This window comes from Pandoraea sputorum, assembly GCF_000814845.2.
Lineage (GTDB): Bacteria > Pseudomonadota > Gammaproteobacteria > Burkholderiales > Burkholderiaceae > Pandoraea > Pandoraea sputorum.
The window spans coordinates 3,459,171-3,485,397 of record NZ_CP010431.2; the positions used below are offsets into that span (position 1 = coordinate 3,459,171).

Sequence of the window (26,227 nt, forward strand, 5' to 3'; positions counted from 1 at the left end):
GTCATGCACCATGGGACGCCAGCGCACGGTGTCGCACGCTTGTGCATCCGGCACGAGGATCAGGCCGCATGACATTCGCCGGTCCATTCTAGCTAACCGCTGCTTGAGTACCCGTAGAGGTTTCCGTCGAATTGCCAGGCGGTGCCATCCGAAAAAGTGGGCACACCTGGCACAAGCCACCGCCACTTTTCAGGACGAATCAGGCGACAACGCGTGCCAGTAACGCCGAAAACTGGCACGGTAAGCCTGAGCCGTCATGCCGTCCGGCGTGCTGGAAAACCGAATCCCCCCGTGCGTCACGCTCTGCCAGATCGTCGCGCCGGCCGATCGATAGCGCGCGACCACGGCCGGTTTCGGATGCCCGAAGCGGTTGCGATACCCCGCCTGAAACACCACGTGGGCTGGCGATACCGCGCTCACGAATGCCGAGGTCGACGATGTCAGGCTGCCGTGATGCGGGGCAAGCAGCAAGTCCGAACGCAGCGCCCGTCCATAGCGGGCCACCATCGTGCGTTCCTGTGCGCTTTCCGCGTCGGCCGCGAGCAGCGCGCTGTGCCGTCCGTTCGCAATTCGCAGCACGCAGCTCACACTATTGGGCCCCGCCCTCCCTCGACGGCCGTCACGCAACGCCGCCTCGTCCGGATGCAAAAAGCGGAAAGTGACACCCTCCCACTGCCACTGCTGCCCGGCAAGACAGGTGCGATGCGTTGCCGATGCGCGCCGAACCCGATGACCATCGGGCAAGGACGACAGGACTTGCGCCTCAGGAAACGCTTGCAACACACTCAACGCTCCGCCGAAATGATCGTCATGTGCGTGGCTGACAACCATCCGATCGAGCCGTGTTATCCCCATCGAGTGCAAGTATGGAACGATGACTCGCCGTCCCGCGTCGCTGCGCCGTCCCAGCGGCGGGCCGCTGTCGAACAGTAGCGTTCGCGTCGCGGTTTCGACCAGCACAGCGTTGCCCTGGCCGATATCGAGCATGGTCACGCGAAACTCGCCCGCTGACGGCCGTTGCGGGGACGCCAGCGCCGCCGGCCCCATAAGCGCCACCCCGGCAAGCCGTACGCCGATCACCCACCTCCTCGTCGCGGGAACCCACTGCGGCAGCGGTACGAGACAAACCACCACGCCGGCGACGGCCACCATCTGCGCGCAAACCGGTGCGACCGGCGCTCGCCAGACCGCCCAAGGCAACGCCGCAAGCGTGCCCAGCCATTCCGCCAGCCAGGCGACCACCGTATGCGCAACAACGAGCGCCCAGTGCGCAAGACCGGGCGGCAACAGCAGGCTTGCGAGTGCGAGCGGCGTCACGATCAATGTCATCACCGGAATGGCGACGGCGTTCGCCAGTGGCCCTAGCAAAGGCACCGCGCCGAACCACGCTAGCGTCAACGGGATCAGGCCGATGGTGACCGCATACTGTGCGCGGGCTGCAGGTGCCATCCTGCGGCATAGGGCAACGCCCAAGCGCCCCACCCAACCTGCGGCTCGCCAACCCGCCGGAGTACTGCTCGCCGCATCGATCTTCAACGCGCCCGCCTTCGGCACCTCCAACGTCTCACCATCGGGCGTTGCGGCGATTGTCTCCAACCGCGTGGCGGCTCCGCGCTTCCCCCGGATGTCATCGCCTTCGGTGGCCCGCGCACCGTCCAAGCGTCCGTTCGACGCCGAGAGCGCCCTGTCGCCTCGCCTCGCGGCCAACACGAGCGCCGCCACCGCACCGAACGACAGCCACAGACCGGGCGTGACGACGGCCCACGGATCCAGCGTAACGACCACCGCCAGGGCCCACGCCAACGCATAAGAGGGTGCTGCGAATCGTCCCGTGAGCAACGCCAGCACAACAATGGCGACCATGCCAACGGCACGTCTCACAGGCACACCCCAGCCCGCAATCGCGCCATAAGCCACCGCTGCCAGCAACCCTGCAACAGCCGCCGACTTCGGCGCTGGCCACCACAACGGCAAGCGCAATCGCGCAAAGCTCGCTCGACGCCACAGCCCGCCAACCATCACAGCGATCGCCCCGGCGACCAGCGAGACATGCAACCCCGAGATGGCCAATAAATGACTCACGCCGGTGTCGGCAAACATTTGCCAGTCGTCATCCGCGATATCGCCGCGCTCTCCCAGCGCCAACGCCATCAGCACGCCGCCATATCTCGCCGACGGGTCGAGGGCGACCCGAAAATCGTCTCGCAATCGCTCACGCCACGCCGCGAATCCATACCCCGGCAACGGCCCCGCATGCAGTCGACGTGGACGAACGGCGCTCGCGAGCGCACCTTTGCCAAACGAGGTCCGCACGTATCCTGATGCCCGAATGCCCCGAGTCAACGCCAACAATTCCGCATCGAAGCCGTGCCAGTTTGCGAAGCCGCGCGGCGCCTTGAGACGAACCGGTATTCGCCATTGCTCACCTGCGCGGGGCAACTGCCGTCCGGCCACCGTGCTCTGCGATGCATCGCCCGAGCCGACGCCGACGCCGACGCCAACGGCGCTGCGCGCCTCGCGTTTCCCGCTGAAGGGCGAGCGCATTGGCCAAACCAACTCGATGCGCTTCGGCACATGCACCGCACCACATGTCAAACCATCACTGCCTAAGCGCTCTGTCGGCGAAAGCGATGCCCCTTCGCCATCGCCATTGCCACACCCCGACGACGCACCACATGCATTGCATTCACCGACGCGCGCATCGCCCGCTGCAATGGCGTGCGCGCTTGCGACATCGAAGACGAACCGCACACCGTCGCCCGTAGTGATGGGCAGCCCCGCCACCACGCCGGTCACCAGCACGTCTTGCCCCTCAAGCGCGGCAGGCAAGCTATCCCCGAGCCGCAAGTCCGCCCGATAGGCCGCCCAGGCGTATCCGCCCACGCCCGCACTCAGCGCGAACACCGTCACCGCAAGCCATCGCGGCCAGCCTTGATTCGCCGACACAGCGCCACACGGCAGTCGGTCATCAACATCACGAACGGCCAGTGCGACCGTGTCTCCGGGACGGCAACGCACGCCCGTCGCCCCCCACGGCTGTCCGTATGACCGGGCGCTCCCTGCCACCCAGATCACGCGCAGCGCACCCGCAACGAATACACACCCGGCAATGCCGAGCGCCACCGAAAATCCCTGTCCCGTGGGCAGCGCCGAGGCTTGTTGCAGCCACCAGACGCCCGCCACCCAGGCGAGCAGCACCATTCTCATGACGTCACCACGTCATGTTTCGACAGTCGCGCGACGCCTCAGCGTCAGCGCGATTGCCCGGGAGTGTTGGGGGAAATCAGAGAGAAGTTCGCGGCAGGACCGTCACCCGGCGTCATCGCCATGGCGCCGGACAAGCGTGGTAGCACGCGCCAGGCGTTGGCGCACGTCGCCTGAGACAACAGCTCAGGTGCTACGCCGCGCAGCTCAGCCAATACCTGTGCGATGCGCGGCAATTCCACGGGGCTATTACGCTGCTTATAACGCCACTCCGGTGCAATGTCGGGCGCATCCGTTTCCAGCACGATGGCGTCCAGCGGCATATCCGCGGCCAGACGACGAATCTGCAAAGCGCGATCAAACGTCATCTGCCCACCGAACCCGAGGCAAAAACCGCGCTCGACGAACATGTCGGCCTGCTGACGACTGCCATTGAATGCGTGGGCGATGCCGCCACGCGGCGTGAAGATCCGAAGCTGTTTGAGCAGGGCGTCCTGAGAGCGACGCACATGAAGAATGACCGGCAGATCGAAATCGCGCGCGATCTTCAGTTGCTCGACGTAGAAGAACTGCTGACGCTCCGGGTCGAGCGTCCGGACGAAGAAATCCAGCCCGATCTCGCCAATGCCGACGAAGCGCGGATCCCCCATGGCAAGCTCGACCGCCCGGCGCAGCGTCGCGATGTCCTCGTCGCGTGCGCGCGGCGTGTAGAGCGGATGAATGCCCAACGCATACGCGCCGCCCGGAATGGCGCGGGCGGCGGCACGAGCCGCGTCGAACGTCGTGCATTCAACCGCGGGCACGACAAGCCCGACCACCCCCGCAGCGACGGTGTCGGTAATCACGGTGGTGCGGTCGGCATCAAACTCGGCCGCATCGAGATGGCAATGGGTATCGATCCACATGGTCAGGTGTCCTTAAGCGTCAATTCTACGGGGCGATGACAAGGCTCGCACGTCGTCGTTGTCGTGACCATCGGACAACACCGCATCATGGTCTAGGACGTTGCCGAAAATAGCGTTCGCGCGCCGACCCGAAAATGCAAAACGCCGGGGAAATCCCCGGCGCTTCTTTATCCGCCATGTCCCGCAACGGTCAGCCTTGCACGACCCCACGCGACGTTACCGACCTTACGCGGACTCCAGAATCCCTTCGCGAAGACGCAAGGCGCGGTCGCAACGACGTGCCAGATCGATATCGTGCGTGACGATCACGAAGCTGGTCCTGAGCGTCTCCGACAACTCCAGCATGAGTTCGAACACCGTCTCGGCCGTGTGCCCGTCAAGGTTACCGGTCGGCTCGTCCGCCAGCACGCATGCCGGTTGCGTGACCAACGCTCGCGCCATCGCCACTCGCTGACGCTCGCCGCCCGACAGCTCCGACGGACGATGCTTCATCCGCGAACCCAGCCCGACACGTTCGAGCATCACCTGCGCCGCGGCCCGTGCCTGCTCGGTCGGCAGACGGCGGATGCGCAGCGGCATGGCCACGTTATCCAGCGCGGAGAACTCGGCCAGCAAATGGTGAAACTGATAGACGAAGCCGAGCGACTGATTGCGCTGCGCGGTCTTGTCGCGCTCGCGCAGCGACGAAAACGGCTTGCCGAGCAACGACACCTCGCCGCGCGAAGGATCGTCGAGCCCGCCCAGCACATGAAGCAAAGTGCTCTTGCCGGAGCCCGATGCGCCGACGATCGCCACCTTCTCGCCCGGCGCAACATCGAGACTCGCCCCGTTAAGCACCGTCACGTTCAACTGACCTTGCCTGAACGTCTTGTGCAGATCGCGAGCCCGCAACACAGGGCCGTCGTAAGCCAGATTCGGCACCGGGGCCATCGATTGATTCGCGTTACTCATAGCGCAGGGCCTCCGCCGGTTTGACGCGCGAGGCACGCCAGCTCGGATAAATCGTCGCAAGCGCCGAGAGGATGAAGGAGATCACCCCGATACGGATCACGTCGGACGATTGCAGATCCGAGGGCAATTCGGAAATGAAGTAAATGTCTTGCGGCAGGAAGTGAATCCCCAGCAAACGCTCGATGAACGGCACGATCGTCCCGATATTCACCGAAATCAGACAACCGAGGCCAACACCGAGCAACGCCCCGGCGAAACCGATCGTCACGCCCTGCACGATGAAGATCTTCATGATCGAACCGGGCTGCGCACCCAGCGTTCGCAGAATGGCGATGTCCGCGTACTTGTCGGTCACCGTCATCACCAGCGACGACACCAGGTTGAACGCAGCCACCGCGATGATGAGCGTCAGGATGATGAACATCATGCGCTTTTCGGTCTGCACCGCCACGAACCAGTTCTTGTTCTGCTGGGTCCAGTCGCGCACCCACATGTTGCCCGAGAGCGTCTTGGCCAGTTCACGCGCCACGAGCGGCGCCTGCTCCATGTCCTGAATCTTCAGACGCACGCCCGTCGGGCCGTCGAGTCTGAATAGCGTTTCCGCGTCATGCAGATCGATGAGCGCCAGCGAACTGTCATATTCGTAATGTCCGGCCGTGAAGATCGCAACCACGGTGAATTGCTTCACGCGCGGTAGCACGCCTGCAGGCGTGATCGTCCCCTGAGGGGCCACCAGCGTGATTTTGTCGCCGATGCTCACGCCCAGCGCCCGCGCCAGCTCCCGCCCGAGCACGATGCCGAAGCTGCCCGGCGTCAGGTTATTCAGAGTGCCGTCCGTAATCTGCTTGCCGAGGTCGGAGACCTTCGCCTCCTCACTCGGGACGATGCCGCGCAACACCACACCGCGCACGTTGTCGTCGCGCGTGAGCATGGCCTGCTCGCCCACATAAGGCGCAGCCGCAATGACGTTCTTGTTTTGCAGCGCCTCTGCGGCCGTACGCTGCCAGTCCGGCAGGTTGCCGTCGACCGCGAAAACCTCGATGTGCGCCAGCACGGAGAGCATGCGGTCCCGAACTTCCTTCTGAAAGCCGTTCATCACAGAGAGCACCACAATGAGCGCCGCCACGCCCAGCGCTATGCCGGCCATGGAGATGAAAGAAATGAAGGAAATGAAACCGTTGCCGGATGATCGCTTGCCGGTGCGCGTATAGCGCCAGCCGATCTGCCATTCGTATGGGAATTTCAAACGGATTCCTGATTCTTGATAAGGATCGATCGGAGCGTACCGACGCCGGTTTGCACCCGCGCGGGTCCAGTACCCAAACTCCGCCCCCGGCCCCTGCCCGGCGCGGTAAATGGTACGTTCCGTACCTGACGTCAGGGTCACCCAACTGCCAGCGCGAAGTTTGCCATACAATTCGCCTCGACATGGATACACCTGCCCTGCACTTTCTCTTGCCGTTCGCGCTCCCCGCGTCGGCCCATTTGCCCGCACTGCTGGCCGAATTGGAGTTGCCCGCGCTCGAAAAGTTGCTCGCGCGCGGCGTTCAGTCGGCGCAGGACGTGCCGAAAGACCCTTTTGTCCCCACGCTGCCGCACGAACGCTGGCTCGCAGACGCTTTCGGGCTGCCCGGCGGCCCCGCGCGCGCGCCGCTCGCACCGTTCATGCTGTTTGACGACAGCGGCACACTCGACACCCGGTTCTGGTACTGCGCGCAACCCGCCCACATTCACATCGCCACCGACCATCTCGTTCTGACGGACCCGGCCGAACTGGAATTGAGCGCGGAGGAATCTGCCGCCCTTTTCGCAACCGCACACGCGCTGTTCGCCGAAGAAGGCGGCGAGTTGATCGCACCACGTCCCGACCGGTGGTATCTGAGTGCCCCCACGCTGGGCGACCTCCTCACGGCTTCACCCGCGCGCGCCGCCGGGCGTAACGTCGACATCTGGCTGCCTCAGGGCAAGGCCGAACTGACGTGGCGGAAGTGGCAAAACGAAGTGCAGATGGCCTGGTACGACCATCCGGCCAATCTGGCCCGCGAAGCGCGTGGCTTGCCGCCCGTGAACGCGATCTGGCTGTTCGGCGGCGGTCAACGCATTGCCGCGCCCCGCATGAATCGTCCATGCGTCACGGTATTGGCCGACGCCCCCGCGACGCGCGGACTGGCGAACCATATGCAGATCGCGCTGCATCCCACGTCGGCAGGCATCGACGCGGCCGACGGGCGCACGCTGGTGCAGATCGACACCCTGACATCGTATTTTCTGGTGGAAGACTGGGCACGCTGGCGCGACGCCCTCGTCGAGCTCGACCGTCGCTGGCTGGCACCGGCGTTGGAGCGCCTGCAAAACGGGCAAGCCCGTGAAGTCGCGCTCACGCTGTGTGGCGACAGCCACTCCGTGACCCTTCGCGCCCGTAGCGGCGACCTGCGCAAGTTCTGGCGTCGCCAGGGGCTCACCGCACGCATGGTGCCGCTGGCCCGGCTGGGTGAGGAAGTGGCATGACCGATATCGTCACCCGTCTCGTCGACGAGACGACCGTCGACACCCTCTCCCGTGACGGTGTCCACCCCGTGCTGGCGCGCCTGTTCGCCTCTCGCGGCGTGGTCGAAAGCACCGAGACCGAAACCGCCCTCGCGCGCCTCATTCCGCCCACGCAACTCAAGGGGGCGCAAGAAGCGGCCGTATTTCTCGCAGACGCTATCGCCGCTGGCAAGCGCATGCTCGTCGTGGCCGACTATGACTGCGATGGGGCGACGGCTTGCGCCGTAGCCGTACGCGGGCTGCGCATGTTTGGCGCGAACGTCGAGTATCTGGTGCCGAACCGCTTCGAATACGGTTACGGACTCACACCGGAAATCGTCACGCTCGCGGCACGCGGCAAACAAGGTCCGCCGGATGTTCTGATTACTGTAGACAACGGCATCGCCAGCCTCGATGGCGTGGCCGCCGCACAACTGCTCGGCATCGAAGTCCTCGTCACCGACCACCACCTGCCGGGTAGCGAACTACCCAACGCACGCTGCATCGTCAACCCGAATCAGCCGGGCTGCGAGTTCCCCAGCAAGAATCTGGCCGGCGTTGGCGTGATGTTTTACGTGCTGCTGGCGTTACGCGCCGAGTTGCGGGGACGCGGCGCTTTCGACACGCGCGAACAACCGCGGCTGGATTCGTTACTGGACCTCGTCGCGCTGGGTACCGTCGCCGACGTGGTCAAGCTCGACGCCAACAACCGCATTCTGGTGGCACAGGGCCTGTCGCGTATGCGCGCAGGTCGAATGCACCCCGGCATCAACGCCCTCTTTCGTGCGGCCGCCCGCAATGCACGGCAGGCCGGGAGTTTCGATCTCGGCTTCGGTCTGGGCCCGCGCCTGAACGCCGCCGGACGCCTCGCGGATATGTCGCTCGGCATCGAATGCCTGCTGACGGACGACGACGCCCGTGCCTGGACCCTTGCACAAGAACTCGACGCGATGAATCGCGAGCGTCGCGAAATCGAAGCGGGCATGCAACAGGAAGCGCTGGCCGATCTGGCGCGTTTCGATCCACGCGCCGCGACCACGCTTTGCGCGTTTAACGAAACGTGGCATCAAGGCGTGATCGGTATCGTGGCAGCCCGCCTCAAAGAGAAGTTCTACCGTCCGACCATCGTGTTTGCGCCAGGGGACGACGGCCAGATCAAAGGGTCCGGGCGCTCGATTCCCGGTTTCCACTTGCGGGACGCACTCGACCTCGTCACCAAACGCGAACCCGGTCTGATTGGCAAGTTCGGTGGTCACGCGATGGCAGCCGGTCTCACGATCGCGGCCGACGCGCTACCGCGTTTTCAGGCCGCGTTCGAAGCTGTCGGACAGGAATGGCTCGACGAGAAGACGCTGTCCCGCGTCATCGAAACCGACGGCGACATCGGTGACGATTGCTTCGTCCCGCCCTTCGTCGCGATGCTCGACGCGCAGGTCTGGGGACAGGGATTTCCGCCCCCCGTGTTCTCCGGCGAGTTCGACGTACTCTCGCAGGCCATCCTGAAAGACAAGCACCTGAAGCTGCAACTCGGACGGGGCCGCATGCGCTTCAATGCGATCTGGTTCAATCACGCAGACACATTGCCGAGCCGTGCGCAATTCGCGTATCGCTTAGCTGCGGACACCTTTAACGGCGTATCGCGTGTGCAGATGATCATCGAGCACGCTCAGGGCTGAACACCAGCTTCGCCGAGACGTGTTTCGGCCCCATCACACGCTGGCCTGTCAGCACGATCGTGCGCATGGCCTGCGCCCAACCCTGCATCGACGCAAGCGCTACCTCGGCATGAACGACACTCGTTCCCGCCGAGCTGGCGCGCTGCGGGGCCTTGCCCGCTGGCCACGCGCGACGCAACTCGTCATCGACCGGCGTGTCGTGGAATCCGCCACTCATTGTCACGTCTAACGCCAGCGTGTCGTTCGCCTTGCCTGTGCAATAGGCCATCCCCGTCACCCCGAATCGATGGTCGCCCTCGGCGATCAGACCGGTGACCTGAAACAGTCGCGACGACGTGCCATCGCGTAACGTCAGCACAAGCTCGATGGGCAACGCCCCCTCCCCCTCCAGTTGGTACGTGCCCCGCAATACGGTGTTCGCGGATGCCTGATGGCACACGTTCTGCACCGCCACCTGCGCTGACTGTGCCGGTACCTGTGCAGATACCTGTGCCGACGCCGTCGGCAAGCCGATTAGCCCTGCACCCGCAGCGAGCGTCGCGGCCCACGTCAAATTGCGGACGGTACGCATCGGGGTTGTCGAGTGACTCATGAAATGCTCCTTAATAGTCGGCACGCAAGGTCAACATGACGCTTCGCGGTGTGCCGTAATGGTTATTCCAACTCGTGTTCGACAGGCTCTGGTAGTAACGGCGATCGAATACGTTGCTCACGTTCAACGCCGCCGAAAGATGCTTGTTGTGGCGATATCCAGCGCGCAGGTTCACGGTGGCGTAGCCGCCCTGCCGCAGACGAATACCGTTGGACGTGGCCGACGTTTCGCTTTGCACATCGACGCCGCCCCCCACGCTCCAGCGACGGCTGTCGAACGGCAGGTCGTAGTTGGTCCACAAACGCAGCAGATGACGCGGCGCGAAATCGGCGAACGACTGGCCTTGCGAGGTGGCGTCGGTCAGATATTTCGTCGTGTTGAAGGTGTAGCCCGCGAATACGTTCCACGCGTCCGTGATCTGGCCGTTCGCCTGCATTTCGACCCCCTGACTCTGCACCTCGCCGGACGCGATGTAGCGACACGTTGTGCCTACGCAAGGAACACTGGGGTCGGTCTGTGCACGGTTCTTCTGACGAATGCGGAAAACGGCGAGCGAGACGTCCATCGCGCCATCGAAAAGTTGGCCCTTGACCCCTGCCTCGTAGCTCGCGCCGGCGATCGGCTTGAGCAGGTTGTTGCCTGCATCGAGCACGGTCTGCGGCTGGAAGATGTCGGCATAACTTGCGTAGAGCGACCATGTGTCGTTCAGGTCGAACACCACGCCACCGTATGGTGTCGCCTTCGCGCTCGTGCGGTAGCTGCTTGCTGGCGCGTGCTGATCCCACCACGAAACGCGTGCGCCCAGCACAAGCGTGAGCGGCTGTGCAAGACGGATGCGCCCCATTGCATAGGCACCGTTTTGCACGGTACGCGTGGGCGTCACATTGGAGAACGGCCCCGTGGCAGGTTCGGCCACGCTGTTGGGGTCCCATCGGAAGATGTTGACGGGCCTGCCATTGATCGACGGGATCAATGCCGCGCTGCGTTGCTGCGTTGTCGCCTCCAGCCGTTGCAAGCCGAACAGCAGATGATGCTCGCGTCCCAGTAGCCGGACGGGTCCGTCGACCTGGAGATCCACGCCCGTCTGCGTGTTGTCGAAGCGGTAAGCGGCCCCGGTCAGTTGACTACCCGCCCCGGTCGCCGGGGTGATCGCCCCGAACGCCACGCCGTACTTCAGATCTCCACCGGCATCGAGATAGTTCGCGGAAAGCTTTGCCGCCCAGCCGCTCCCGATTTGCTGCTCCAACGTGCCGAATACCCGCGTCTCGGACCAGTCGAAGGTGTCCCACGACGAGCCAAGAAACGTAGAACGCGGCAGATGGAGATCGCCGCCCGTCGTCGAGAAAGGCACCCCGGCAAGGTTCGGTGTCGATGTCGTACGTTGATACTGAACGCCGACACGCAGCAACGTCGTCGACGACAGGTCAGCTTCCGTCACGCCATACACAGTCGTCGCATGCTGACGGCCAACGTCGTAGTACATACGTTGCCGGTCATCGGACACCGCAACCCGCGCACGAAGTGATCCGCTCGGATTTAGCGGCCCACCGATATCAGCTTCCTCGCGATACCGATCCCAACTGCCGAGTGTCACCGCGGCGGAAGCCGCGAATGTCTTGCCGGGCCGCTTGTGCACGAGGTTGACCAACCCACCCGGGTTACCCGTGCCATGAAACAGCCCCGTGGAACCACGAATGATCTCCACGCGCTCGTAGGGCGTCATATCTTGCGGGCCCGCCGCCGTGTTGGCCATGAGTACCGGGACACTGTCCTGCTCGAACGCGTCGAGTTTGAAACCACGCGAATAGTAGGCGGTCGTCAGCAGGACATAAGGCTGAACGGTAATGCCGGGCACCTTTTGCAGTACGTCCTCAACGGTGTGCGCACCCTGCTGCGAGATGAGCTTTTCGTCGACCACAGTCACCGTCTGCGGAATGTCGCGCACCGACGGCGCAACGCGCCCTAGCAACGAACCTTGCGTAGCCGCAGCGCGCGCATCACGCTCGGCAGTGTCAGTGACGTGCGTGACCGGCAGCACAGCGGCCTCGTGCGTCCCTCGATCGGACGCTTGCGCCAAGGGTGGCGATGCTGCAGGCGCAGCAGACGCCACTTGCGCATACGCAGGTGCCGCCCCCGCCGCCACGGCAAGCGCCCCAACCGCAACGGCGCGCCTCACCCCGGGCGTCACCGTCAAAGGCGTAGTTGACGGGTAATGCGCCTCATCGGCGCTGAAACGATTTGTTTTTTTGGAAGACATCGGCAACACACCAACGAGACTGAAATTCAATCTCGTTATCGTGCCGACGACCGCACTACGTCACTCGCGTTTGCATCACCATCGGTGCCGATGGCATCACAAAGTGACGCGTGCGTCCTTAGCCGCGCAGCGTTGCGGTTTCGCGCGTCAGGGTGTTGGGCAACATACCGAAACGCGCACGAAAGACTTTGGCGAAGTGCGAGTCCGTGTAACCGCACTGCCACGCAGCTTCGCTCACACTGATGCGCCGCGCGCTCAGCAATTCAAACGCTGTCGCAAGCCGACGCTCACGTACGTAGCCATGCACCGTCGTGCCGAACTGCTGGCGAAAACCCGCACACAACTTGTTGACGTTGATCCCCACTTCGCGAGCCAGCAAGGGCAGCGATGGTGGCGCTTGAAGGCGATCGTTGAGGACGTCGCGGGCAGCGAACACGGCGCGACGCGTGACCCGGTCGCGGTGGGATTCCATGTTCTGCGACATGGGCTGCGACGCGACACGCGCGACGTCAGTTGCGGCGGAAGTGATCGGTACGCACGATGCGCTGAACGCATTCGGCGTATTGGAAATACCTGGCATTCGCGGTGTCTCAGGCGCACCCGAGACACCCGAAGTATAGGCAGCACATCGCGCCAACGCTTCGAACGTCTGTCCGATCAGCGCGAGGCGTTGCCAGCAAGCGTCGTCATCGCTTCCGTCTGCGTGCAGCGACGTCATCGCACTGGCCCAACGCCATTCCTCTGCACTCATCGCACGCGTCAACACGGCGCTCGTCCCACACCAGTCGCCCCGCACGCTGTGCATATCCGACGTGTTGGCGGACAGCCCCGCGCCGCTGTCGGCGCTCTCGCGCCAGCCTCGCGTAAGCGCGTGCGCGTCCAGCCCACAGGCTGCGATGAGATAGCGTTCGGAGAGCCGCAGGCTGAAGTAGCGCAATGCGCTCGATTCGCCGTAGAGGTTATCGATGTCGAGCGGCGAGTCGCCAAAGCAAACATTGACGGTTCCCGCCCCCGCGTCGAGTAGCGACGTGCCCCCGGCGGCCCACTGCAATGCACCGTCGAGCAAGAACACGATCTTGATATCTCCGCCCGCCAGCGACTCTCGCACCGAAGCACCTGCCTGCGCCTGCTGTATGCCACGTACGAGCGACAACCCGTCGAGATCGACGGCATGCCGCCACGGCTGAGAAGTGACCATTTGCGAAATGCCCAAATCAAATGTTAATGAGACACATTATCATTTGAGCGTTCACTTTACGCAATTCGAGTGACCGCACTTCCCATTCGGCGAGAAGTGCGCAAGGTCGCGTATCTACGCGGGCTGCGCCTCTGCAACATATTCACGCATCACGCGCAGGAACGCTTCGCGTGCCGGATGCACGTCGACACCTCGATGGCGAACGAAGAAGTTCGGCACCGCCGCGAGATCTTCCATCGCATGGCCGACGATGTTCGCCTCCTGACGATAACGCAGGTAAATCCCGCGCGGCACTAACGAATAGCCGACACCCGCACCGACACAAGCCACGATGGTTGCGTAGCTGCCATAGCTGAGGATGCGTCCCGGCGTGACCGCATTCGCGGCGAGCCACTGCTCCATCGTGCCGCGATACGGGCACCCCTGCGGCCACATGAGCAACGTAGCGCCCGAGAGATCGGCCGCTTCGTGAACCCGCCCTGCTCGCGCGGGCGCGACGAGCACGATCGGCTCCCGGTAGATCTCGTCGGCTACGACCGACATTTGCGCCTGTGCTTCCAGACACGCGGTGCCAGCAATCAGCGCAGCGTCGACGCGGCCGTGCTGAATTTCGTCGAGCAGATTCAGCGACGTGTCCGTCACCAGATTCAGGCGCACTTTCGGATACGCCGCATGGAAGCGCGCGAGCACGGCGGGCAGCCGCGAGGTGGCCGACGATTCAATCGCGCCCAGCGAGAAGTCGCCGGACGGCTCGTTTGCCGGATTGAGCGCGGCGCTCGCCTCGCGCGACAACGCCAGAATCCGGTCAGCGTAGCCAAGCAGCGTACGTCCGCTTGGCGTGAGTTGCAGACGGCGCCCCTGACGATGGAAGAGCTTCACGCCCACGGTGTGTTCGAGCGAGCGGATGCGGGCCGTCACGTTCGACTGAACGCAGTGCAATGCCTCGGCGGCCCCCAGCACGCTACCTTCGTCGACGATGGCCTTGAAGGTCTGAAGTTGTAGAAAGTCCATGAGGGGGCTCCGGGGGCAAGAAGCAGGCAAGAAGCAGGCAAGAAGCAGACAAGTCGCAGGCGGAAAGCAGGTAGGCATTCCGACAATGCCGGATGTTAAGCGAGTCGCGACATCACTTCAATAATAGTGAACAAAATCAGCTAAACAATTCACTTTTTTAGCGCATGGGAAAGGAATAAGCTTCGGGTTATCCCTAATGCGACGTCTGCCATGACATCCCGTCTCCGGTCAGCACACCGCGCCCTGTGAAGGAAATCACATCATGTACCGCCCTCTGTCCGCCGCAGCCAATCTGAACGCCACCGCACCGGTCGTTGCTGCGCCGGTCACGCCGCTCGGCCTGTTCTTCCGCGCCGTCGACCAATGGCGTCTGCACTACGAGCAAAAACTTCAGGTCGAAGCGCTCGCGACGTTCGACGACACGTCGCTCGCGGACGTCGGCTACGCGCGCGATGCGTTCGGTCTGCGTCAGACGTCACGCTAAGCCACTGTCCGAAAGTCGTTAAAAGCCCCCGAAAAATGGGGGAAACGGGGGCTTCGCTGCGTTATAATTCCGGTTTTCCCGAATTTGCAAACGCCCTAGCTCATGGAAGCCGAACGCCTCAACGCCCTCGAATCCCTGCTCGCCGACCTGCGCACCCGCGTCGGCGAGCTCAGGGGGTATCTTTGACTTCGATGTCAAGCAAGCTCGCCTGACGGAAGTCAACAAGGAACTCGAAGATCCCAACATCTGGAACGATTCCAAGCGTGCCCAGGCACTGGGCAAGGAAAAGAAGGCGCTCGACAGCGTGGTCACGAACCTGACCGAGCTCGACACCGGCCTTTCCGACACGCAGGAATTGTTCGACATGGCCCGCGAAGAGGGCGACGAAGACTCGCTCCTGGCGCTCGAAAGCGACACTCAGGGTCTCGCCGCACGCGTGGGTGACATGGAGTTCCGCCGGATGTTCAACAACCCGGCCGACCCGAATAACTGCTTCATCGACATCCAGGCCGGCGCTGGCGGCACCGAAGCCAACGACTGGGCTGGCATGCTGCTGCGCCAATACCTCCGCTACTGCGAACGCAAGGGCTTCAAGGCCGAAGTGCTCGAAGTGTCGGACGGTGACGTCGCTGGCATCAAGAGCGCCTCGCTCAAGGTCACGGGCGACTACGCCTACGGCTATCTGCGTACCGAGACCGGCGTCCACCGTCTGGTGCGTAAATCGCCGTTCGACTCGTCGGGCGGCCGTCACACCTCGTTTGCCAGCCTGTTCGTCTATCCGGAAGTCGATGACTCGATCGAAATCGACATCAATCCGGCCGACGTGCGTACCGACACGTATCGTGCCTCGGGCGCAGGGGGTCAGCACATCAACAAGACCGACTCCGCCGTGCGTCTGACGCACATTCCAACGGGCATCGTCGTCGCCTGCCAGAACGACCGTTCGCAGCACCGCAACCGCGCCGAAGCGTGGGACATGCTCCGCTCGCGTCTGTTCGAACACGAAATGCGCAAGCGCCGTGCCGAACAGGACAAGCTCGAATCGAGCAAGACCGATGTGGGTTGGGGTCACCAGATTCGCTCGTACGTGCTCGACCAGTCGCGCGTGAAGGATTTGCGTACCAGCGTGGAAACCGGCAACACCGGCAAGGTGCTCGACGGCGACCTGGACGACTTCATCTCGGCGAGCCTCAAGCAGGGAGTGTAAGGAATGGCGTTTGTCCGCACGCTAGCCGTGTGGGTGGTGAGTGCGCTGTGTCTGCAGCGCGCCGCCGTGGCTGCCCCGGCGAGTACGCCGGGTGCACCGGGTGCGAGTCCCGAGACGGGGCCGTATCTGCATGAACTGCTCAAGCGCCCGGATTTTTCGGGCGCTTATGCACGCATCGTTGCACCGCGCAATGTGCCCGCGTGGGTGCGTCAGGGGGGAACCTCGACGCCGTCGCAACGGGTGAGTGTCGCCGGCAAGCCCTGGCTGCTGGTGCAGAGCTGCAAGCCGCACGACTGCCCTAGCGAGTACGTCCACATTTTGTATGAGCCGCGCTCGCAGTCGATCGCGGCGCTGTTTGTGCGGGACCCGAGTGCTGCGGCCAATGCCAGCCCGCATCAGGATCGCACCGAACTGATCTGGCTGGGCGCGCCCGATGGCTCGCTCAAGAATGCGCTGCTCCACACGCTGCGTTTTACCGAATAACTTCATCGTTCGCATCATGACCGATCAAAACACTCCGGCCGACTCGGCCAATCAGGCCAACGACCTGCCGCAGGACGACAACAAGCTCATCGCCGAGCGCCGCGAGAAGCTGACGGCAATCCGCGCGGGCGGCATCGCGTTCCCGAACGACTTCCGTCCCGAACAGCACGCTGGCGATCTGCAAGCCCGCTATCAGGACGTGGAAAACGAAGCGCTCGAGGCCGAGCCCATCGCCGTGTCGGTGGCTGGTCGCATGATGCTCAAGCGCGTGATGGGCAAGGCCGCTTTCGCCACCGTGCAGGATGGCAGCAGTCATATCCAGTTCTTCATCGGTCGCGACGACGTCGGTGCAGAATCGATGACCGCCTTCAAGGGCTGGGACATCGGCGACATCATCGCGGCAACCGGTACGCTGTTCCGCACCCGCACTGGCGAACTGTCGGTCAAGGTCAAGGAACTGCGATTGCTTGCCAAGGCGCTGCGCCCCCTGCCGGACAAGTTCCACGGTCTGGCCGATCAGGAAACGAAGTACCGTCAACGCTACGTCGATCTGATTACGTCGCCAGAAACGCGCAACACCTTCCGCGCCCGCGCGAAGGCCATCGCATCGATTCGTCAGTACATGACGAGCGCCGACTTCATGGAAGTCGAAACGCCGATGCTGCACCCGATCCCGGGGGGCGCGGCAGCCAAGCCGTTCATCACGCATCACAATGCGCTCGACATGCAGATGTATCTGCGTATCGCGCCTGAGCTGTATTTGAAACGCCTGATCGTCGGCGGCTTCGAGCGTGTGTTCGAAATCAACCGTAACTTCCGTAATGAAGGCGTCTCGCCGCGTCACAATCCGGAATTCACGATGATGGAGTTCTACGCGGCCTATACGGATTACCGTTGGCTGATGGACTTCACTGAAGCGCTGATCCGTCGTGCCGCGATTGACGCGCGCGGCACCGCGACGATCGAATATCAGGGCCGCGAACTCGACCTGTCCAAGCCGTTCCATCGCCTGACGATCGTCGAAGCGATCCGCAAGTACGCGCCGGAGTACACCGACGCGCAACTCGCCGATATCGATTTCGTGCGTGGCGCGCTGGGCAAGTACGGCGTGAAGGTCGATGCCCCGCAGTTCAAGAACGCAGGCCTCGGCGCGCTGCAACTGGCGCTGTTCGAAGAGACCGCCGAGAGCCAGCTCTGGGAACCGACGTTCATCGTCGATTACCCGGTGGAAGTTTCGCCGCTGGCGCGCGCCTCGGACACGCTGCCGGGCATCACCGAGCGCTTCGAACTGTTCATCACGGGCCGTGAAATCGCTAACGGTTTCTCGGAGTTGAACGATCCTGAAGATCAGGCCGCACGCTTCCGTGCACAGGTCGAGCAGAAGGACGCTGGCGACGAAGAAGCGATGTACTACGATGCCGACTACATTCGTGCACTCGAGTACGGCATGCCCCCGACGGGCGGCTGCGGCATCGGCATCGATCGCCTGATCATGCTGCTCACCGACAGCCCGAACATTCGCGACGTGCTGCTGTTCCCGCACCTGCGCCGCGAAGACTGATCGGTGCTGATCGTTCGGCGTGGTGTTCCGTGCCGACGATTCGCTAAGACCGCGCAGCAAAGAAAAAGCCGCATCCCTTCCGAGGCTGCGGCTTTTTTCATGGCCCGGCGCGACGTCAGCGGCGCGAGATCCACGACCGCCCGTCGTCTTCAGACACCGGGCTATCCGATTCGCTTGTAGTTTCCCCCTCCGAAGGCATCACCGTCGTTGGCGTTTGCGTCACTGCTTCTGTGCAGGTTTGCCGACGGCGCGTCAGCGCATCCTCCCCTTTCCGGCCAACCAACGATTTTCGCCAATCGGTCCCCGCACATGCGACGAGAAAGTCGTTGATCTCGATCACCGCTACCCTTGCAGCCTCGCCCTCCTTCCCCATGCGCTCGACCGACCGGGTCACATTCGCCAGACAGTCGACGAGCCCACCCGCATGCATGTGAAATGCCACGATGCGCGCGCAGATAGTGTCCGCAACCTCCCCCGCTGCCCGGGTCGCAAGATGCGGCAGCACGGCGCGCCCGACAGCGCAAAAAAGCTCCGTATTCGGATCCGCGGCCCACACGGATTCGTCGATCATCGGCATGACCACACGCCAGGACGGGGCCAACGCACGCCATCCGAGATCGTACTCGAGCGCCGCCATCGTTCCCGGCTCGAACCCCGGCTCACGGATGTACACCGACGGCAGCGATAGCGCCTCGACGGTGGCAAATTCACTGACGTCCACCTTTTGGTCAGCCGCCCGAGGCGACTGCGTGGATGCCGCAGCATTCGCTTCCAAAGACAGGTCGGCGTCGCTCCGCCGCAGCTCTGCCAAGCCGACGCCCAAGCACGACATGCGGGCGGCAATATCCGACGGCACATCCCCCGCGCGAACGTCGGCGGGGCATCCGTGCGCACCACGGGTCGCATCGAGCATCTCCATCCAGAGCACGCCGACCCGATTCTCGTTCAGGAACGCCACGCGATCCGGATCGGAATGCAAATGCATGATGGTGCGCCCGTCGACCTGCACCTCCACGGGCGCTTCACGCGGCAGCAGCGCCCGACACGGCGCGCGCACTACAGGCTCGACGACGGCAGGTAGAACGCGGGCGCCTTCGAAATCGGACGCCAGTGAAATGCTCGACAATCGCTCGGAGGTTATCGGCGAAAGTGCGGGAAGCCCACCTCCGAGTGCGTTGAGAGAGGGGGCAGCAAAGGCGCTTGCAGCGTAGCTCGATACCGATGGCAAGGCTGGCATACGTAGTCTCCAGTGACGGCAGCGAAATGTGCCGTGAATGAGTCTAGGTAACCGTCGATGTCACGTTTTGGGGTCGCGAGCGGCCGCTATGTGAAACGAGTCAATACGAAAGTCCGCTTTTAGAAAGCCGGACTTCCGCGATAAGCGGACGGCCAGTCGCCGTCGAGACGCAACCAGCTACGCGAGATGGGGAGCACCGCACCGTTCGATGCGCCTTCGATCAACTGACGCAGCGCGAGCGACGAAAGCGTCTTCGTGTCGGTGGGAAACGCCACCACGAAAGTCCGGTTCACCGCGATGGCCGCAAATTCCGTCGTCTCGAAGTGCTCCACCATCGACTGGTACAGGTTGCCCAGCACGAGCGCACCGGCGGGCGCCATCCAGTTGCCGCGCGAGCCTCCGACCGTCGTCCCGTCGTCGAGTCGCGCGATCCCAAATTCGAAGTGACGCGCGGTCCATGCCCGCGAGAGATTGGAGGCCGCCTGCGCGAATATCGCTTCAAAGGTCAGGTCAGCCGCCTTCAGATCGTTGCCGTGAAGGCGTCGAAGTCCCGTAGGGCTATCGAGCACGAGCGTGACGAAGACATCGTCGGAAAATGGCTCCGTGACATCACCCTCGGGATCGTGCGCGTCAACCCACGCGCGTTGCACGACGTACGGATAGATATGCGGATGGCAAGCCGCATCGAGCGGCGTTTCAAGAGCAGGTAGCGTATCGATCATGACGGTGGGACAGGTCGATGGGGATGACGTTCACAGACAATGCGTGCCATTATGCGCGCGTCATGTCAGACGCCGATACGTCCATCGACGCGCGCGCATCACGATCAGTAGCATTAACGCTGGCAGTATCCACACGCCCCACTGCCCCATCGGCGTCCACAGCACAGCGAGATACGCCTGTAGCGGCAACCCCCAGGCGACGGTCCGAAGCAAGTCATCCACCGTTTTCCACGGCCCTTGCGGCACATCGGCATGATGCGAACCTGACGGCGCCGGATCTATCGGCACAGCGAGGCATAGCAATGGCACGATCAACCACGCAAGCTCGTAATAGAGCAAGTACGGCTGGATGAGAAGCGTGGCGATCATGGCAGCAGCCACGCGCAGCGGCAGCGGTGCCTGTCTCACCCACAACCACGCCGTGAAGAGCACGGACGGTACTGCTACGAGTCCGTACACCACGTACGCCGTAGGCAGCGTCGCGCCCTGCAATCGCGCCATCGCAAACACCGTAGGCATTGCGTGCCAGATGTCGCCCGCGCCCTGCTGGACGACCGCTGCATTGAACGTTGCCACCGCTGCAAAAAATGCCTCCCACAATGCCCATCCGCCCCACAGCAGCGAGAGGACGCAGCAAACGCCCCCGGTGAGCACCATCGTGCCTAGCGCTCGCCACTGTTTGCCGCATAGCCACCACAACGGCAACAGCAGCGCGAATTGCGGCTTGATGACGAGCAAACCAGCGCATACGCCCGCCAGCAACGGGCGCACACTCGACTGAGTGAGTGCGACGCTCATCAGCAACAGAGTAAGGATGGAGTTCTGACCGACAAGCACAGCCACCCAAAGGCCGGGAAAAGCCATCACCACGGGCCAAGGCCAACCGGCCAATCGTCGCCATTGCATCACCGCCAATGCAAACAACGCGATGCTCACAGCGACGTATATCGCGTAAGTCCACGGATAAGGTAACCACGAGAGGGGTTGGATCAGCCATTGGAAGGTAGGGGGGTAGAGCCAATGCCCAAGTTCGGTGTATGCAGGAAAGAACTGGCGTTGTGCAGCGTCGAACGTGTCCGGGTGAAATGCCGCCATCGCGCCGAGATGCGTCGTCATCCAGGACACTGTCCAATAGACACGCAGATCGTGTCCGAGCGGGGGCATGCTGTTCTCGCCACCGCCATCGCTCGTCAACCAACTAATGGCCCACGCACCCAGTGCAAGCCATTGCACCAGCATGACGACGACGGCTGCGATGACGACCCCGCGTGACAACGTGGCAGCCCCCGAAGCCTTGCTTCGTTGCCTGACTGCTCTACTTGACGTCACCGTCTGTCGATTCACGTCCCGCCTCCCCCACGACTTGTTTCTTTTGTTAAGTGAGCCCCGTCAGTCTTATAGGGCACGCGCTGTCACAAGAAGAAAATATTCATATATTTCATCACCTTAGGACAACCCCGAAGGCCCATCGATACGCGTCGCAGCGATGCACATCTTACATCGCGTTACAAAATGAAACGGATGCCGCGCTTGCCGTGACGGAAACTTTTCTCATGCGACATCGCCCGTGCACGCCAGCACGCAGAAGGGGATTCGCACTTACCGCACGATGGAGAAAACAACATGGATAACGATCTGCAACCGCGCCGCATGCATCCTTTGGTCGCTGCCGCTGCCGGCAGTATCGTCGTAGTCAGCCTGCTGGGCGTCGCCGCCATTACCGGCGTGCTGCCCGTGGCCAAGAGTACGGACGGCCCCGCGACGTCGGGTAATAGTTCGCAATATGCGCTGACGTCGCCGCAACCGCCGTCGCTCTCGGCACAATCGCAATCACAACCGTCCACGACGGCCGCGCAGCAGCAAGCGCAGTACGCGACGCAGCAACAAGCCGCCGAGCGCGCGCCGGCGCCGCAGCCCTCCTATGCGCAACAAACGGCAGCACCGGCACAACAGGCACAACCGACACAACAACAAGCCGCGGCTTGCTCTACGTGCGGTACGGTGCAATCGGTGCAGCCGATCCGCACGGAAGGCCACGCCTCGGGCTTGGGTGCCGTGGGCGGCGCCGTGGCCGGTGGTCTGCTCGGCAATCAATTCGGCGCGGGTAATGGCCGTACGGCAATGACGGTGGTCGGTGCGCTCGGCGGGGGGTTGGCCGGTAACGAAGTCGAAAAGCGTGTGCGCTCCGACACCGTGTATCGCGTCTACGTCCGCATGGATACCGGCAAGACGCGCTACTGGACCTATCAGTCCGCTCCTGGCGTGCAACCGGGTGACCGCGTGCGTCTGGAAAACAACGGACTCGTACGCGCGAGCTAAGGCTTCGGCGGCATGTCGCCGCCCGTACGTGAATTCGTCTCGCAGAAAAACAAAAGCCGCTCTCCTGAGCGGCTTTTGTTTTGGGATGCGATGACTTACTGCGCATCCTTTCGTCTCTCACGACATTCCGACTCAGTCGGCTTCGTCGATCCATGCCAGTTGAATGGCTTCCAGGATCTTCTCGCCGGAACGATCCGGTGCATCGTCGAAACCATCGAGCGCGACCACCCACTTATGCAAGTCGGTGAACCGCACATATTGCGGGTCAACATCGGGATGCGCTTCAGTGAGCGCAATCGCGATTTCCAGGCTGTCGGTCCATTTCATGGGAAGGCTCCTTTGTTATCTCGTCACTGCGCGAGGCCTGACGGCGTCGATCAGTGATTTTCCTTGGCGTGGTTGATCGTGTACTTCGGAATTTCGACGACCAGATCGGTGTCGTCGGGCATCAACGTCTGGCACGACAGGCGTGACGTCGGCTCCAGACCCCAGGCCTTGTCGAGCAGATCTTCCTCTTCGTCTTCCGCAGCTTCCAGCGATTCGAAACCTTCGCGCACGATGACGTGGCACGTCGTACAGGCGCACGACAGCTCGCAGGCATGCTCGATCTCGATGTGGTTATCGAGCAGCGCACGGCACACGGACGTGCCCGGTGCAACCTCCAGCACAGCGCCCTCCGGGCACAACTCGACGTGAGGCAATACAACGATTTGCGGCATGGCTTTGAATTCCGTGTGTGTCTTACAGTTTGTCGATATCCGCGACGCGTCGGCCTGCCAGCGCGGCACGGATACTCTTGTCCATGCGGCGCGCGGCGAACTCGTCGGTGGCGTGCGAAAGCGTTTCGGTGGCCGTCTTGATGGCGACCTGATCGTCGCCGCCAGCCTTCTGACGCAGGTCGGCCAGCAGCCCGTCGATCTGCGTACGCTCCTCGGCATTAAGCAGTTCCGGGTCAGCTTGCAGCGCGCTGTCGATGGCGACCAGAAGACGTTCGGCTTCTACCTGTTGCTCACGCAGCGCGCGTGCACGCATGTCTTGCTCGGCCGAGCCGAAGCTGTCCTGCAACATGCGCGAGATGTCCTCGTCGGCCAGTCCGTAGGACGGCTTGACTTCGATGGATGCCGCCACGCCGGAGTGCATTTCCTGCGCGAAGACAGACAGCAAACCGTCAGCGTCGACCTGATAGGTGACACGAATGCGTGCCGCACCGGCCGTCATCGGCGGAATGCCGCGCAACTCGAAGCGCGCCAGCGAACGGCAGTCCGATACCAACTCACGTTCGCCTTGCAGCACGTGAATGGCCATGGCCGTCTGACCGTCCTTGAACGTCGTGAATTCTTGCGCGCGGGCCACCGGAATCGTGGCGTTACGCGGAATGATCTTTTCGACCAGGCCGCCCATGGTCTCGACACCGAGCGAGAGCGGAATCACGTCGAGCAGCAGCCAGTCGTCGCCTTCGGCCTGGTTGCCGGCCAGCAGATTCGCCTGCACGGCGGCACCCAGTGCAACGACTTGATCCGGGTCGAGGTCGACCAGCGGTTCACGTCCGAAGAAGCTCGCCACAGCCGCCCGCACTTGCGGCATGCGCGTCGCGCCGCCCACAAGGACAACGCCCTTGACGTCTTCCGGTCCCATTCCCGCGTCACGCAGCGCCTTGCGCATCGGGCCGATCGTGCGTTGCACGAGCGGGGCACCCAGCGCAGTGAACTGCTCACGCGTGAGTTCCAACGACATGTTGCGGTCCCCGGACAACGTCACGCTGAGGGTCGCTTGCTCGGCATCCGTGAGCGCTTCCTTCACGGTACGTGCGTGATCCAACAAACTGCGTACGTCTTCAGGCGTCAGCGACGCTGTTTCGATACCAGCGCTCTGCACTGCCCAGCGGTAGATGGCCTGGTCAAAGTCGTCGCCACCCAGCGCCGAATCGCCGCCAGCCGCGAGCACTTCGAACACCCCCTTCGTCAGACGAAGGACCGAGATGTCGAACGTGCCACCACCGAGGTCGTAGACTGCGTACAGTCCTTCCGCTGCGTTGTCCAGACCGTACGCAATCGCAGCCGCCGTCGGTTCGTTGAGCAGGCGCAGGACATTGAGACCGGCCAGACGCGCGGCGTCCTTGGTCGCCTGCCGTTGCGCGTCGTCGAAGTACGCGGGCACCGTGATCACAGCGCCGACGAGATCGTCGCCAAGGGTATCTTCGGCACGCTGACGCAGCGTCGCGAGAATCTCGGCGGACACTTCCACCGGGCTCTTCACGCCACCTGCAGTGTTCATCTGCACCATGCCCGGGGCATCGACGAAATCGTACGGGGCGTTGTCTGCGTGTGCGACGTCCGCGAGACCACGGCCCATGAATCGCTTGACGGAGACAATGGTGTTGCGCGGATCGGTGGCGGCAGCCGTCTTGGCGTCGTACCCGATCTGCGTGCGGTGACCGCCCAGATAACGGACGACGGACGGCAGCAACACGCGGCCCTGATCGTCGGGGAGGACTTCGGCCACGCCGCTGCGCACGGAGGCCACGAGCGAGTGCGTCGTGCCCAGGTCGATGCCCACGGCGAGTCGCCGCTGGTGCGGCGCGGGGGACATGCCGGGTTCGGAAATTTGCAGAAGGGCCATGACTTTGCAATGCGGGCGACGCGTGAGCGCGTCCACCCTGTTCTCAAGCAGTTCTCAATGACATGTGACGGCGCCGCACCGGGCCGTCACGCGTTTTCCAGCATTTCGATGCGCTGCGCGATATCTTCCTCAGCGCGCGCAATGAACATCAATTGCCGCACGGCTTCCGCCGCAGGCTGCCAGGCCGCGCTGTCGAGCCAGTCGCCCAGCTTCGTCAGCCGCACGCGACGATCGTCGCGCAAGGACCTGGCAAGCGCGTCTAGTGCGCCAATATTGCGAGCAGCGACGGCGTCGTCGATCGCTTCGCGCCACTCCATCTGCTGCATCAGGAAATCGGGGGCCATCGCGGTATTGTTCTCCGCGCCCACGTCGATGCCCTGCAACGTCAGCAAATAAGTCGCGCGCTGTAACGGATCACGCAGCGTGCGGTATGCCGCATTCGCCTGCGCGGCCCATTGCATGGCCACGCGACGCTCTGCATCGCTCGCACTTGCGAACCGGTCCGGATGCACGCGCGATTGCACCGCACGATAGGCCGCCTCCAGCGCTTCGGCATCGAGCGCGAAGCCCTGCGGCAGATCGAACAGCGTGAAATAGTTGTCAGTCAATGCACTCATCGCGCTCCGGGCCTACATTCGACCCGTAAAAAAAGCGGCTCGCGCCGCCTTGTTGCCTACGCTACTACGCCCCGCTCGCCAGACCGACCTTGCATCACTCGTCGACTGGCTCGCCACGCTCGCATTTGCGGCACGGCAACTCGCTGCCCAGCATCGCCTCGCGGCCTTCCGGGCTTTGCGTCCATGTCCGGATCTGCCACGGAGGGAGATGCCGGACATGTTGCCCATGCCCGCACGCGAGTCGCGCGACCCACTGGCCTTCGTCGTCTTGCCGAAAACCGGTGATCTTGCGCAGCGGTGCCGCGTCAGACGCGGAACGACTCACCGCAGCCGCACTCGTCCTTGACGTTCGGATTGTTGAAGCGGAATCCTTCGTTCAGGCCTTCGCGCGCGAAGTCCAGCTCGGTGCCATCGATGTACGGCAGACTCTTCGGATCGACGATCACCTTCACGCCGTGGCTTTCGAAGACCGTGTCCTCGCCCGCCACGTCGTCGGCGTACTCCAGCTTGTAGGCCAGGCCCGAGCAGCCGGTCGTCTTCACGCCCAGCCGCAGGCCCACGCCCTTGCCGCGCCGCGTCAAATAACGCGTAACGTGCTGCGCGGCCTTCTCGGTCAATGTAACGGCCATCTTGCCTGTTTCCTTATTCGTCGCGCTGC

General features: G+C 63.2%; 24 protein-coding genes. 7 read left to right on the forward strand and 17 right to left on the reverse strand.

From position 1 onward, the window contains the following. Positions 1 to 189: 189 nt before the first annotated feature. The 4 genes from NA29_RS15225 to NA29_RS15240 form a co-directional block, all read right to left on the reverse strand. Positions 190 to 3,207 (reverse strand): DNA internalization-related competence protein ComEC/Rec2, encoded by a 3,018-nt coding sequence (locus NA29_RS15225; protein ID WP_084103786.1) that lies wholly within the window; start codon positions 3,205 to 3,207, stop codon positions 190 to 192. A 44-nt stretch (positions 3,208 to 3,251) separates the two neighbouring features. After that, the gene (locus NA29_RS15230; RefSeq protein ID WP_039399295.1) at positions 3,252 to 4,109 is read right to left on the reverse strand and encodes a TatD family hydrolase; all 858 of its coding nucleotides are present in this window, start codon (positions 4,107 to 4,109) and stop codon (positions 3,252 to 3,254) included. Between the two features lie 225 nt (positions 4,110 to 4,334). Next, positions 4,335 to 5,060, reverse strand: coding sequence for a lipoprotein-releasing ABC transporter ATP-binding protein LolD (gene lolD, locus NA29_RS15235; RefSeq protein ID WP_052252969.1), 726 nt, complete (start codon positions 5,058 to 5,060; stop codon positions 4,335 to 4,337). Further along, positions 5,053 to 6,306 carry a lipoprotein-releasing ABC transporter permease subunit gene (locus tag NA29_RS15240; protein WP_039399297.1) on the reverse strand — a complete coding sequence of 418 codons (1,254 nt, stop codon included), beginning with the start codon at positions 6,304 to 6,306 and terminating at the stop codon, positions 5,053 to 5,055. Before NA29_RS15240 ends, lolD begins: the two co-directional genes overlap by 8 nt. A gap of 182 nt (positions 6,307 to 6,488) precedes the next feature. Between NA29_RS15240 and NA29_RS15245 the strand changes: the two genes are divergently transcribed. Together NA29_RS15245 and recJ are read left to right on the forward strand one after the other, a co-directional pair. Continuing rightward, entirely contained in the window at positions 6,489 to 7,568 is a 1,080-nt protein-coding gene (locus tag NA29_RS15245) for a hypothetical protein (protein ID WP_052252970.1), read from the forward strand. Continuing rightward, a complete protein-coding gene (gene recJ / locus NA29_RS15250; RefSeq protein ID WP_039399299.1) occupies positions 7,565 to 9,262 on the forward strand; it encodes a single-stranded-DNA-specific exonuclease RecJ in 1,698 nt (565 codons plus the stop codon). The genes NA29_RS15245 and recJ overlap by 4 nt, the downstream gene beginning before the upstream one ends. On the opposite strand, the gene NA29_RS15255 is transcribed toward recJ, so the two are convergent. From NA29_RS15255 to NA29_RS15270, 4 genes are all read right to left on the reverse strand, one after another. Further along, the gene (locus tag NA29_RS15255) at positions 9,240 to 9,854 is read right to left on the reverse strand and encodes a hypothetical protein (RefSeq protein WP_150777389.1); all 615 of its coding nucleotides are present in this window, start codon (positions 9,852 to 9,854) and stop codon (positions 9,240 to 9,242) included. The genes recJ and NA29_RS15255 overlap by 23 nt on opposite strands. Positions 9,855 to 9,864: 10 nt before the next feature. Continuing rightward, positions 9,865 to 12,030 (reverse strand): TonB-dependent siderophore receptor, encoded by a 2,166-nt coding sequence (locus tag NA29_RS15260; protein WP_157744779.1) that lies wholly within the window; start codon positions 12,028 to 12,030, stop codon positions 9,865 to 9,867. Positions 12,031 to 12,229: 199 nt separating this feature from the next. Further along, positions 12,230 to 13,309, reverse strand: a complete 1,080-nt coding sequence (locus tag NA29_RS26355; RefSeq protein WP_052252971.1) for a helix-turn-helix transcriptional regulator — start codon at positions 13,307 to 13,309, stop codon at positions 12,230 to 12,232. Between the two features lie 114 nt (positions 13,310 to 13,423). Continuing rightward, positions 13,424 to 14,320 carry a LysR family transcriptional regulator gene (locus NA29_RS15270; protein WP_039399303.1) on the reverse strand — a complete coding sequence of 299 codons (897 nt, stop codon included), beginning with the start codon at positions 14,318 to 14,320 and terminating at the stop codon, positions 13,424 to 13,426. A gap of 262 nt (positions 14,321 to 14,582) precedes the next feature. Between NA29_RS15270 and NA29_RS15275 the strand changes: the two genes are divergently transcribed. The 4 genes from NA29_RS15275 to lysS all read left to right on the forward strand — a co-directional run bounded on the left by NA29_RS15275 (position 14,583) and on the right by lysS (position 18,055). After that, positions 14,583 to 14,804, forward strand: a complete 222-nt coding sequence (locus NA29_RS15275; protein ID WP_039399305.1) for a hypothetical protein — start codon at positions 14,583 to 14,585, stop codon at positions 14,802 to 14,804. A 102-nt stretch (positions 14,805 to 14,906) separates the two neighbouring features. Next, a protein-coding gene (gene prfB / locus NA29_RS15280; protein ID WP_174555908.1) for a peptide chain release factor 2 occupies positions 14,907 to 16,011 on the forward strand; the annotation gives its coding sequence in 2 pieces (ribosomal slippage) (positions 14,907 to 14,978 and positions 14,980 to 16,011; 1,104 coding nt in all). 3 nt (positions 16,012 to 16,014) lie between these two features. Beyond that, a complete protein-coding gene (locus tag NA29_RS15285) occupies positions 16,015 to 16,494 on the forward strand; it encodes an Ivy family c-type lysozyme inhibitor (protein ID WP_052252973.1) in 480 nt (159 codons plus the stop codon). Positions 16,495 to 16,510: 16 nt separating this feature from the next. Then, a complete protein-coding gene (lysS, locus tag NA29_RS15290) occupies positions 16,511 to 18,055 on the forward strand; it encodes a lysine--tRNA ligase (protein ID WP_039399309.1) in 1,545 nt (514 codons plus the stop codon). A 115-nt stretch (positions 18,056 to 18,170) separates the two neighbouring features. Here lysS and NA29_RS15295 read toward each other — a convergent pair whose 3' ends face one another. From NA29_RS15295 to NA29_RS15305, 3 genes are all read right to left on the reverse strand, one after another. Further along, positions 18,171 to 19,070, reverse strand: coding sequence for a hypothetical protein (locus NA29_RS15295; protein ID WP_150777394.1), 900 nt, complete (start codon positions 19,068 to 19,070; stop codon positions 18,171 to 18,173). A gap of 341 nt (positions 19,071 to 19,411) precedes the next feature. After that, the gene (locus NA29_RS15300; protein WP_039399313.1) at positions 19,412 to 20,014 is read right to left on the reverse strand and encodes a hypothetical protein; all 603 of its coding nucleotides are present in this window, start codon (positions 20,012 to 20,014) and stop codon (positions 19,412 to 19,414) included. 60 nt (positions 20,015 to 20,074) lie between these two features. Further along, on the reverse strand, positions 20,075 to 21,253 hold the full coding sequence (locus NA29_RS15305) for a glycosyltransferase family 87 protein (RefSeq protein ID WP_150777395.1): 1,179 nt from the start codon (positions 21,251 to 21,253) through the stop codon (positions 20,075 to 20,077). A gap of 384 nt (positions 21,254 to 21,637) precedes the next feature. Here NA29_RS15305 and NA29_RS15310 point away from each other — a divergent pair, with 384 nt between their 5' ends. Continuing rightward, positions 21,638 to 22,333 carry a glycine zipper 2TM domain-containing protein gene (locus NA29_RS15310; protein WP_039399315.1) on the forward strand — a complete coding sequence of 232 codons (696 nt, stop codon included), beginning with the start codon at positions 21,638 to 21,640 and terminating at the stop codon, positions 22,331 to 22,333. A gap of 132 nt (positions 22,334 to 22,465) precedes the next feature. Here NA29_RS15310 and iscX read toward each other — a convergent pair whose 3' ends face one another. The 6 genes from iscX to iscA all read right to left on the reverse strand — a co-directional run bounded on the left by iscX (position 22,466) and on the right by iscA (position 26,198). Then, complete coding sequence (iscX, locus tag NA29_RS15315) at positions 22,466 to 22,660, reverse strand: Fe-S cluster assembly protein IscX (protein WP_039399317.1); 195 nt, start codon at positions 22,658 to 22,660, stop codon at positions 22,466 to 22,468. Between the two features lie 50 nt (positions 22,661 to 22,710). Beyond that, positions 22,711 to 23,052, reverse strand: a complete 342-nt coding sequence (gene fdx / locus NA29_RS15320; protein ID WP_039399319.1) for an ISC system 2Fe-2S type ferredoxin — start codon at positions 23,050 to 23,052, stop codon at positions 22,711 to 22,713. Positions 23,053 to 23,074: 22 nt separating this feature from the next. Further along, a complete protein-coding gene (gene hscA / locus NA29_RS15325) occupies positions 23,075 to 24,952 on the reverse strand; it encodes a Fe-S protein assembly chaperone HscA (protein WP_039399321.1) in 1,878 nt (625 codons plus the stop codon). Between the two features lie 86 nt (positions 24,953 to 25,038). Then, positions 25,039 to 25,569: a Fe-S protein assembly co-chaperone HscB gene (hscB, locus tag NA29_RS15330; protein WP_039399324.1), complete on the reverse strand. Its 531-nt coding sequence runs from the start codon at positions 25,567 to 25,569 to the stop codon at positions 25,039 to 25,041. A 94-nt stretch (positions 25,570 to 25,663) separates the two neighbouring features. Then, positions 25,664 to 25,894, reverse strand: a complete 231-nt coding sequence (locus NA29_RS15335) for a DUF3565 domain-containing protein (RefSeq protein ID WP_167370900.1) — start codon at positions 25,892 to 25,894, stop codon at positions 25,664 to 25,666. Further along, positions 25,875 to 26,198, reverse strand: coding sequence for an iron-sulfur cluster assembly protein IscA (iscA, locus tag NA29_RS15340; protein ID WP_039399326.1), 324 nt, complete (start codon positions 26,196 to 26,198; stop codon positions 25,875 to 25,877). The genes NA29_RS15335 and iscA overlap by 20 nt, the downstream gene beginning before the upstream one ends. Positions 26,199 to 26,227 lie beyond the last annotated feature (29 nt).

Excerpts from the sequence above, each read along its gene's own strand:
- NA29_RS15225 (WP_084103786.1), bottom strand. The coding sequence starts at position 3,207 with ATGAGAATGGTGCTGCTCGCCTGGGTGGCGGGCGTCTGGTGGCTGCAA.
- NA29_RS15230 (WP_039399295.1), bottom strand. The coding sequence starts at position 4,109 with ATGTGGATCGATACCCATTGCCATCTCGATGCGGCCGAGTTTGATGCC.
- lolD (WP_052252969.1), bottom strand. The coding sequence starts at position 5,060 with ATGAGTAACGCGAATCAATCGATGGCCCCGGTGCCGAATCTGGCTTAC.
- NA29_RS15245 (WP_052252970.1), top strand. The coding sequence starts at position 6,489 with ATGGATACACCTGCCCTGCACTTTCTCTTGCCGTTCGCGCTCCCCGCG.
- recJ (WP_039399299.1), top strand. The coding sequence starts at position 7,565 with ATGACCGATATCGTCACCCGTCTCGTCGACGAGACGACCGTCGACACC.
- NA29_RS15255 (WP_150777389.1), bottom strand. The coding sequence starts at position 9,854 with ATGAGTCACTCGACAACCCCGATGCGTACCGTCCGCAATTTGACGTGG.
- NA29_RS26355 (WP_052252971.1), bottom strand. The coding sequence starts at position 13,309 with ATGGTCACTTCTCAGCCGTGGCGGCATGCCGTCGATCTCGACGGGTTG.
- NA29_RS15270 (WP_039399303.1), bottom strand. The coding sequence starts at position 14,320 with ATGGACTTTCTACAACTTCAGACCTTCAAGGCCATCGTCGACGAAGGT.
- NA29_RS15275 (WP_039399305.1), top strand. The coding sequence starts at position 14,583 with ATGTACCGCCCTCTGTCCGCCGCAGCCAATCTGAACGCCACCGCACCG.
- NA29_RS15285 (WP_052252973.1), top strand. The coding sequence starts at position 16,015 with ATGGCGTTTGTCCGCACGCTAGCCGTGTGGGTGGTGAGTGCGCTGTGT.
- lysS (WP_039399309.1), top strand. The coding sequence starts at position 16,511 with ATGACCGATCAAAACACTCCGGCCGACTCGGCCAATCAGGCCAACGAC.
- NA29_RS15300 (WP_039399313.1), bottom strand. The coding sequence starts at position 20,014 with ATGATCGATACGCTACCTGCTCTTGAAACGCCGCTCGATGCGGCTTGC.
- NA29_RS15305 (WP_150777395.1), bottom strand. The coding sequence starts at position 21,253 with ATGCTGGTGCAATGGCTTGCACTGGGTGCGTGGGCCATTAGTTGGTTG.
- NA29_RS15310 (WP_039399315.1), top strand. The coding sequence starts at position 21,638 with ATGGATAACGATCTGCAACCGCGCCGCATGCATCCTTTGGTCGCTGCC.
- iscX (WP_039399317.1), bottom strand. The coding sequence starts at position 22,660 with ATGAAATGGACCGACAGCCTGGAAATCGCGATTGCGCTCACTGAAGCG.
- fdx (WP_039399319.1), bottom strand. The coding sequence starts at position 23,052 with ATGCCGCAAATCGTTGTATTGCCTCACGTCGAGTTGTGCCCGGAGGGC.
- hscA (WP_039399321.1), bottom strand. The coding sequence starts at position 24,952 with ATGGCCCTTCTGCAAATTTCCGAACCCGGCATGTCCCCCGCGCCGCAC.
- hscB (WP_039399324.1), bottom strand. The coding sequence starts at position 25,569 with ATGAGTGCATTGACTGACAACTATTTCACGCTGTTCGATCTGCCGCAG.
- iscA (WP_039399326.1), bottom strand. The coding sequence starts at position 26,198 with ATGGCCGTTACATTGACCGAGAAGGCCGCGCAGCACGTTACGCGTTAT.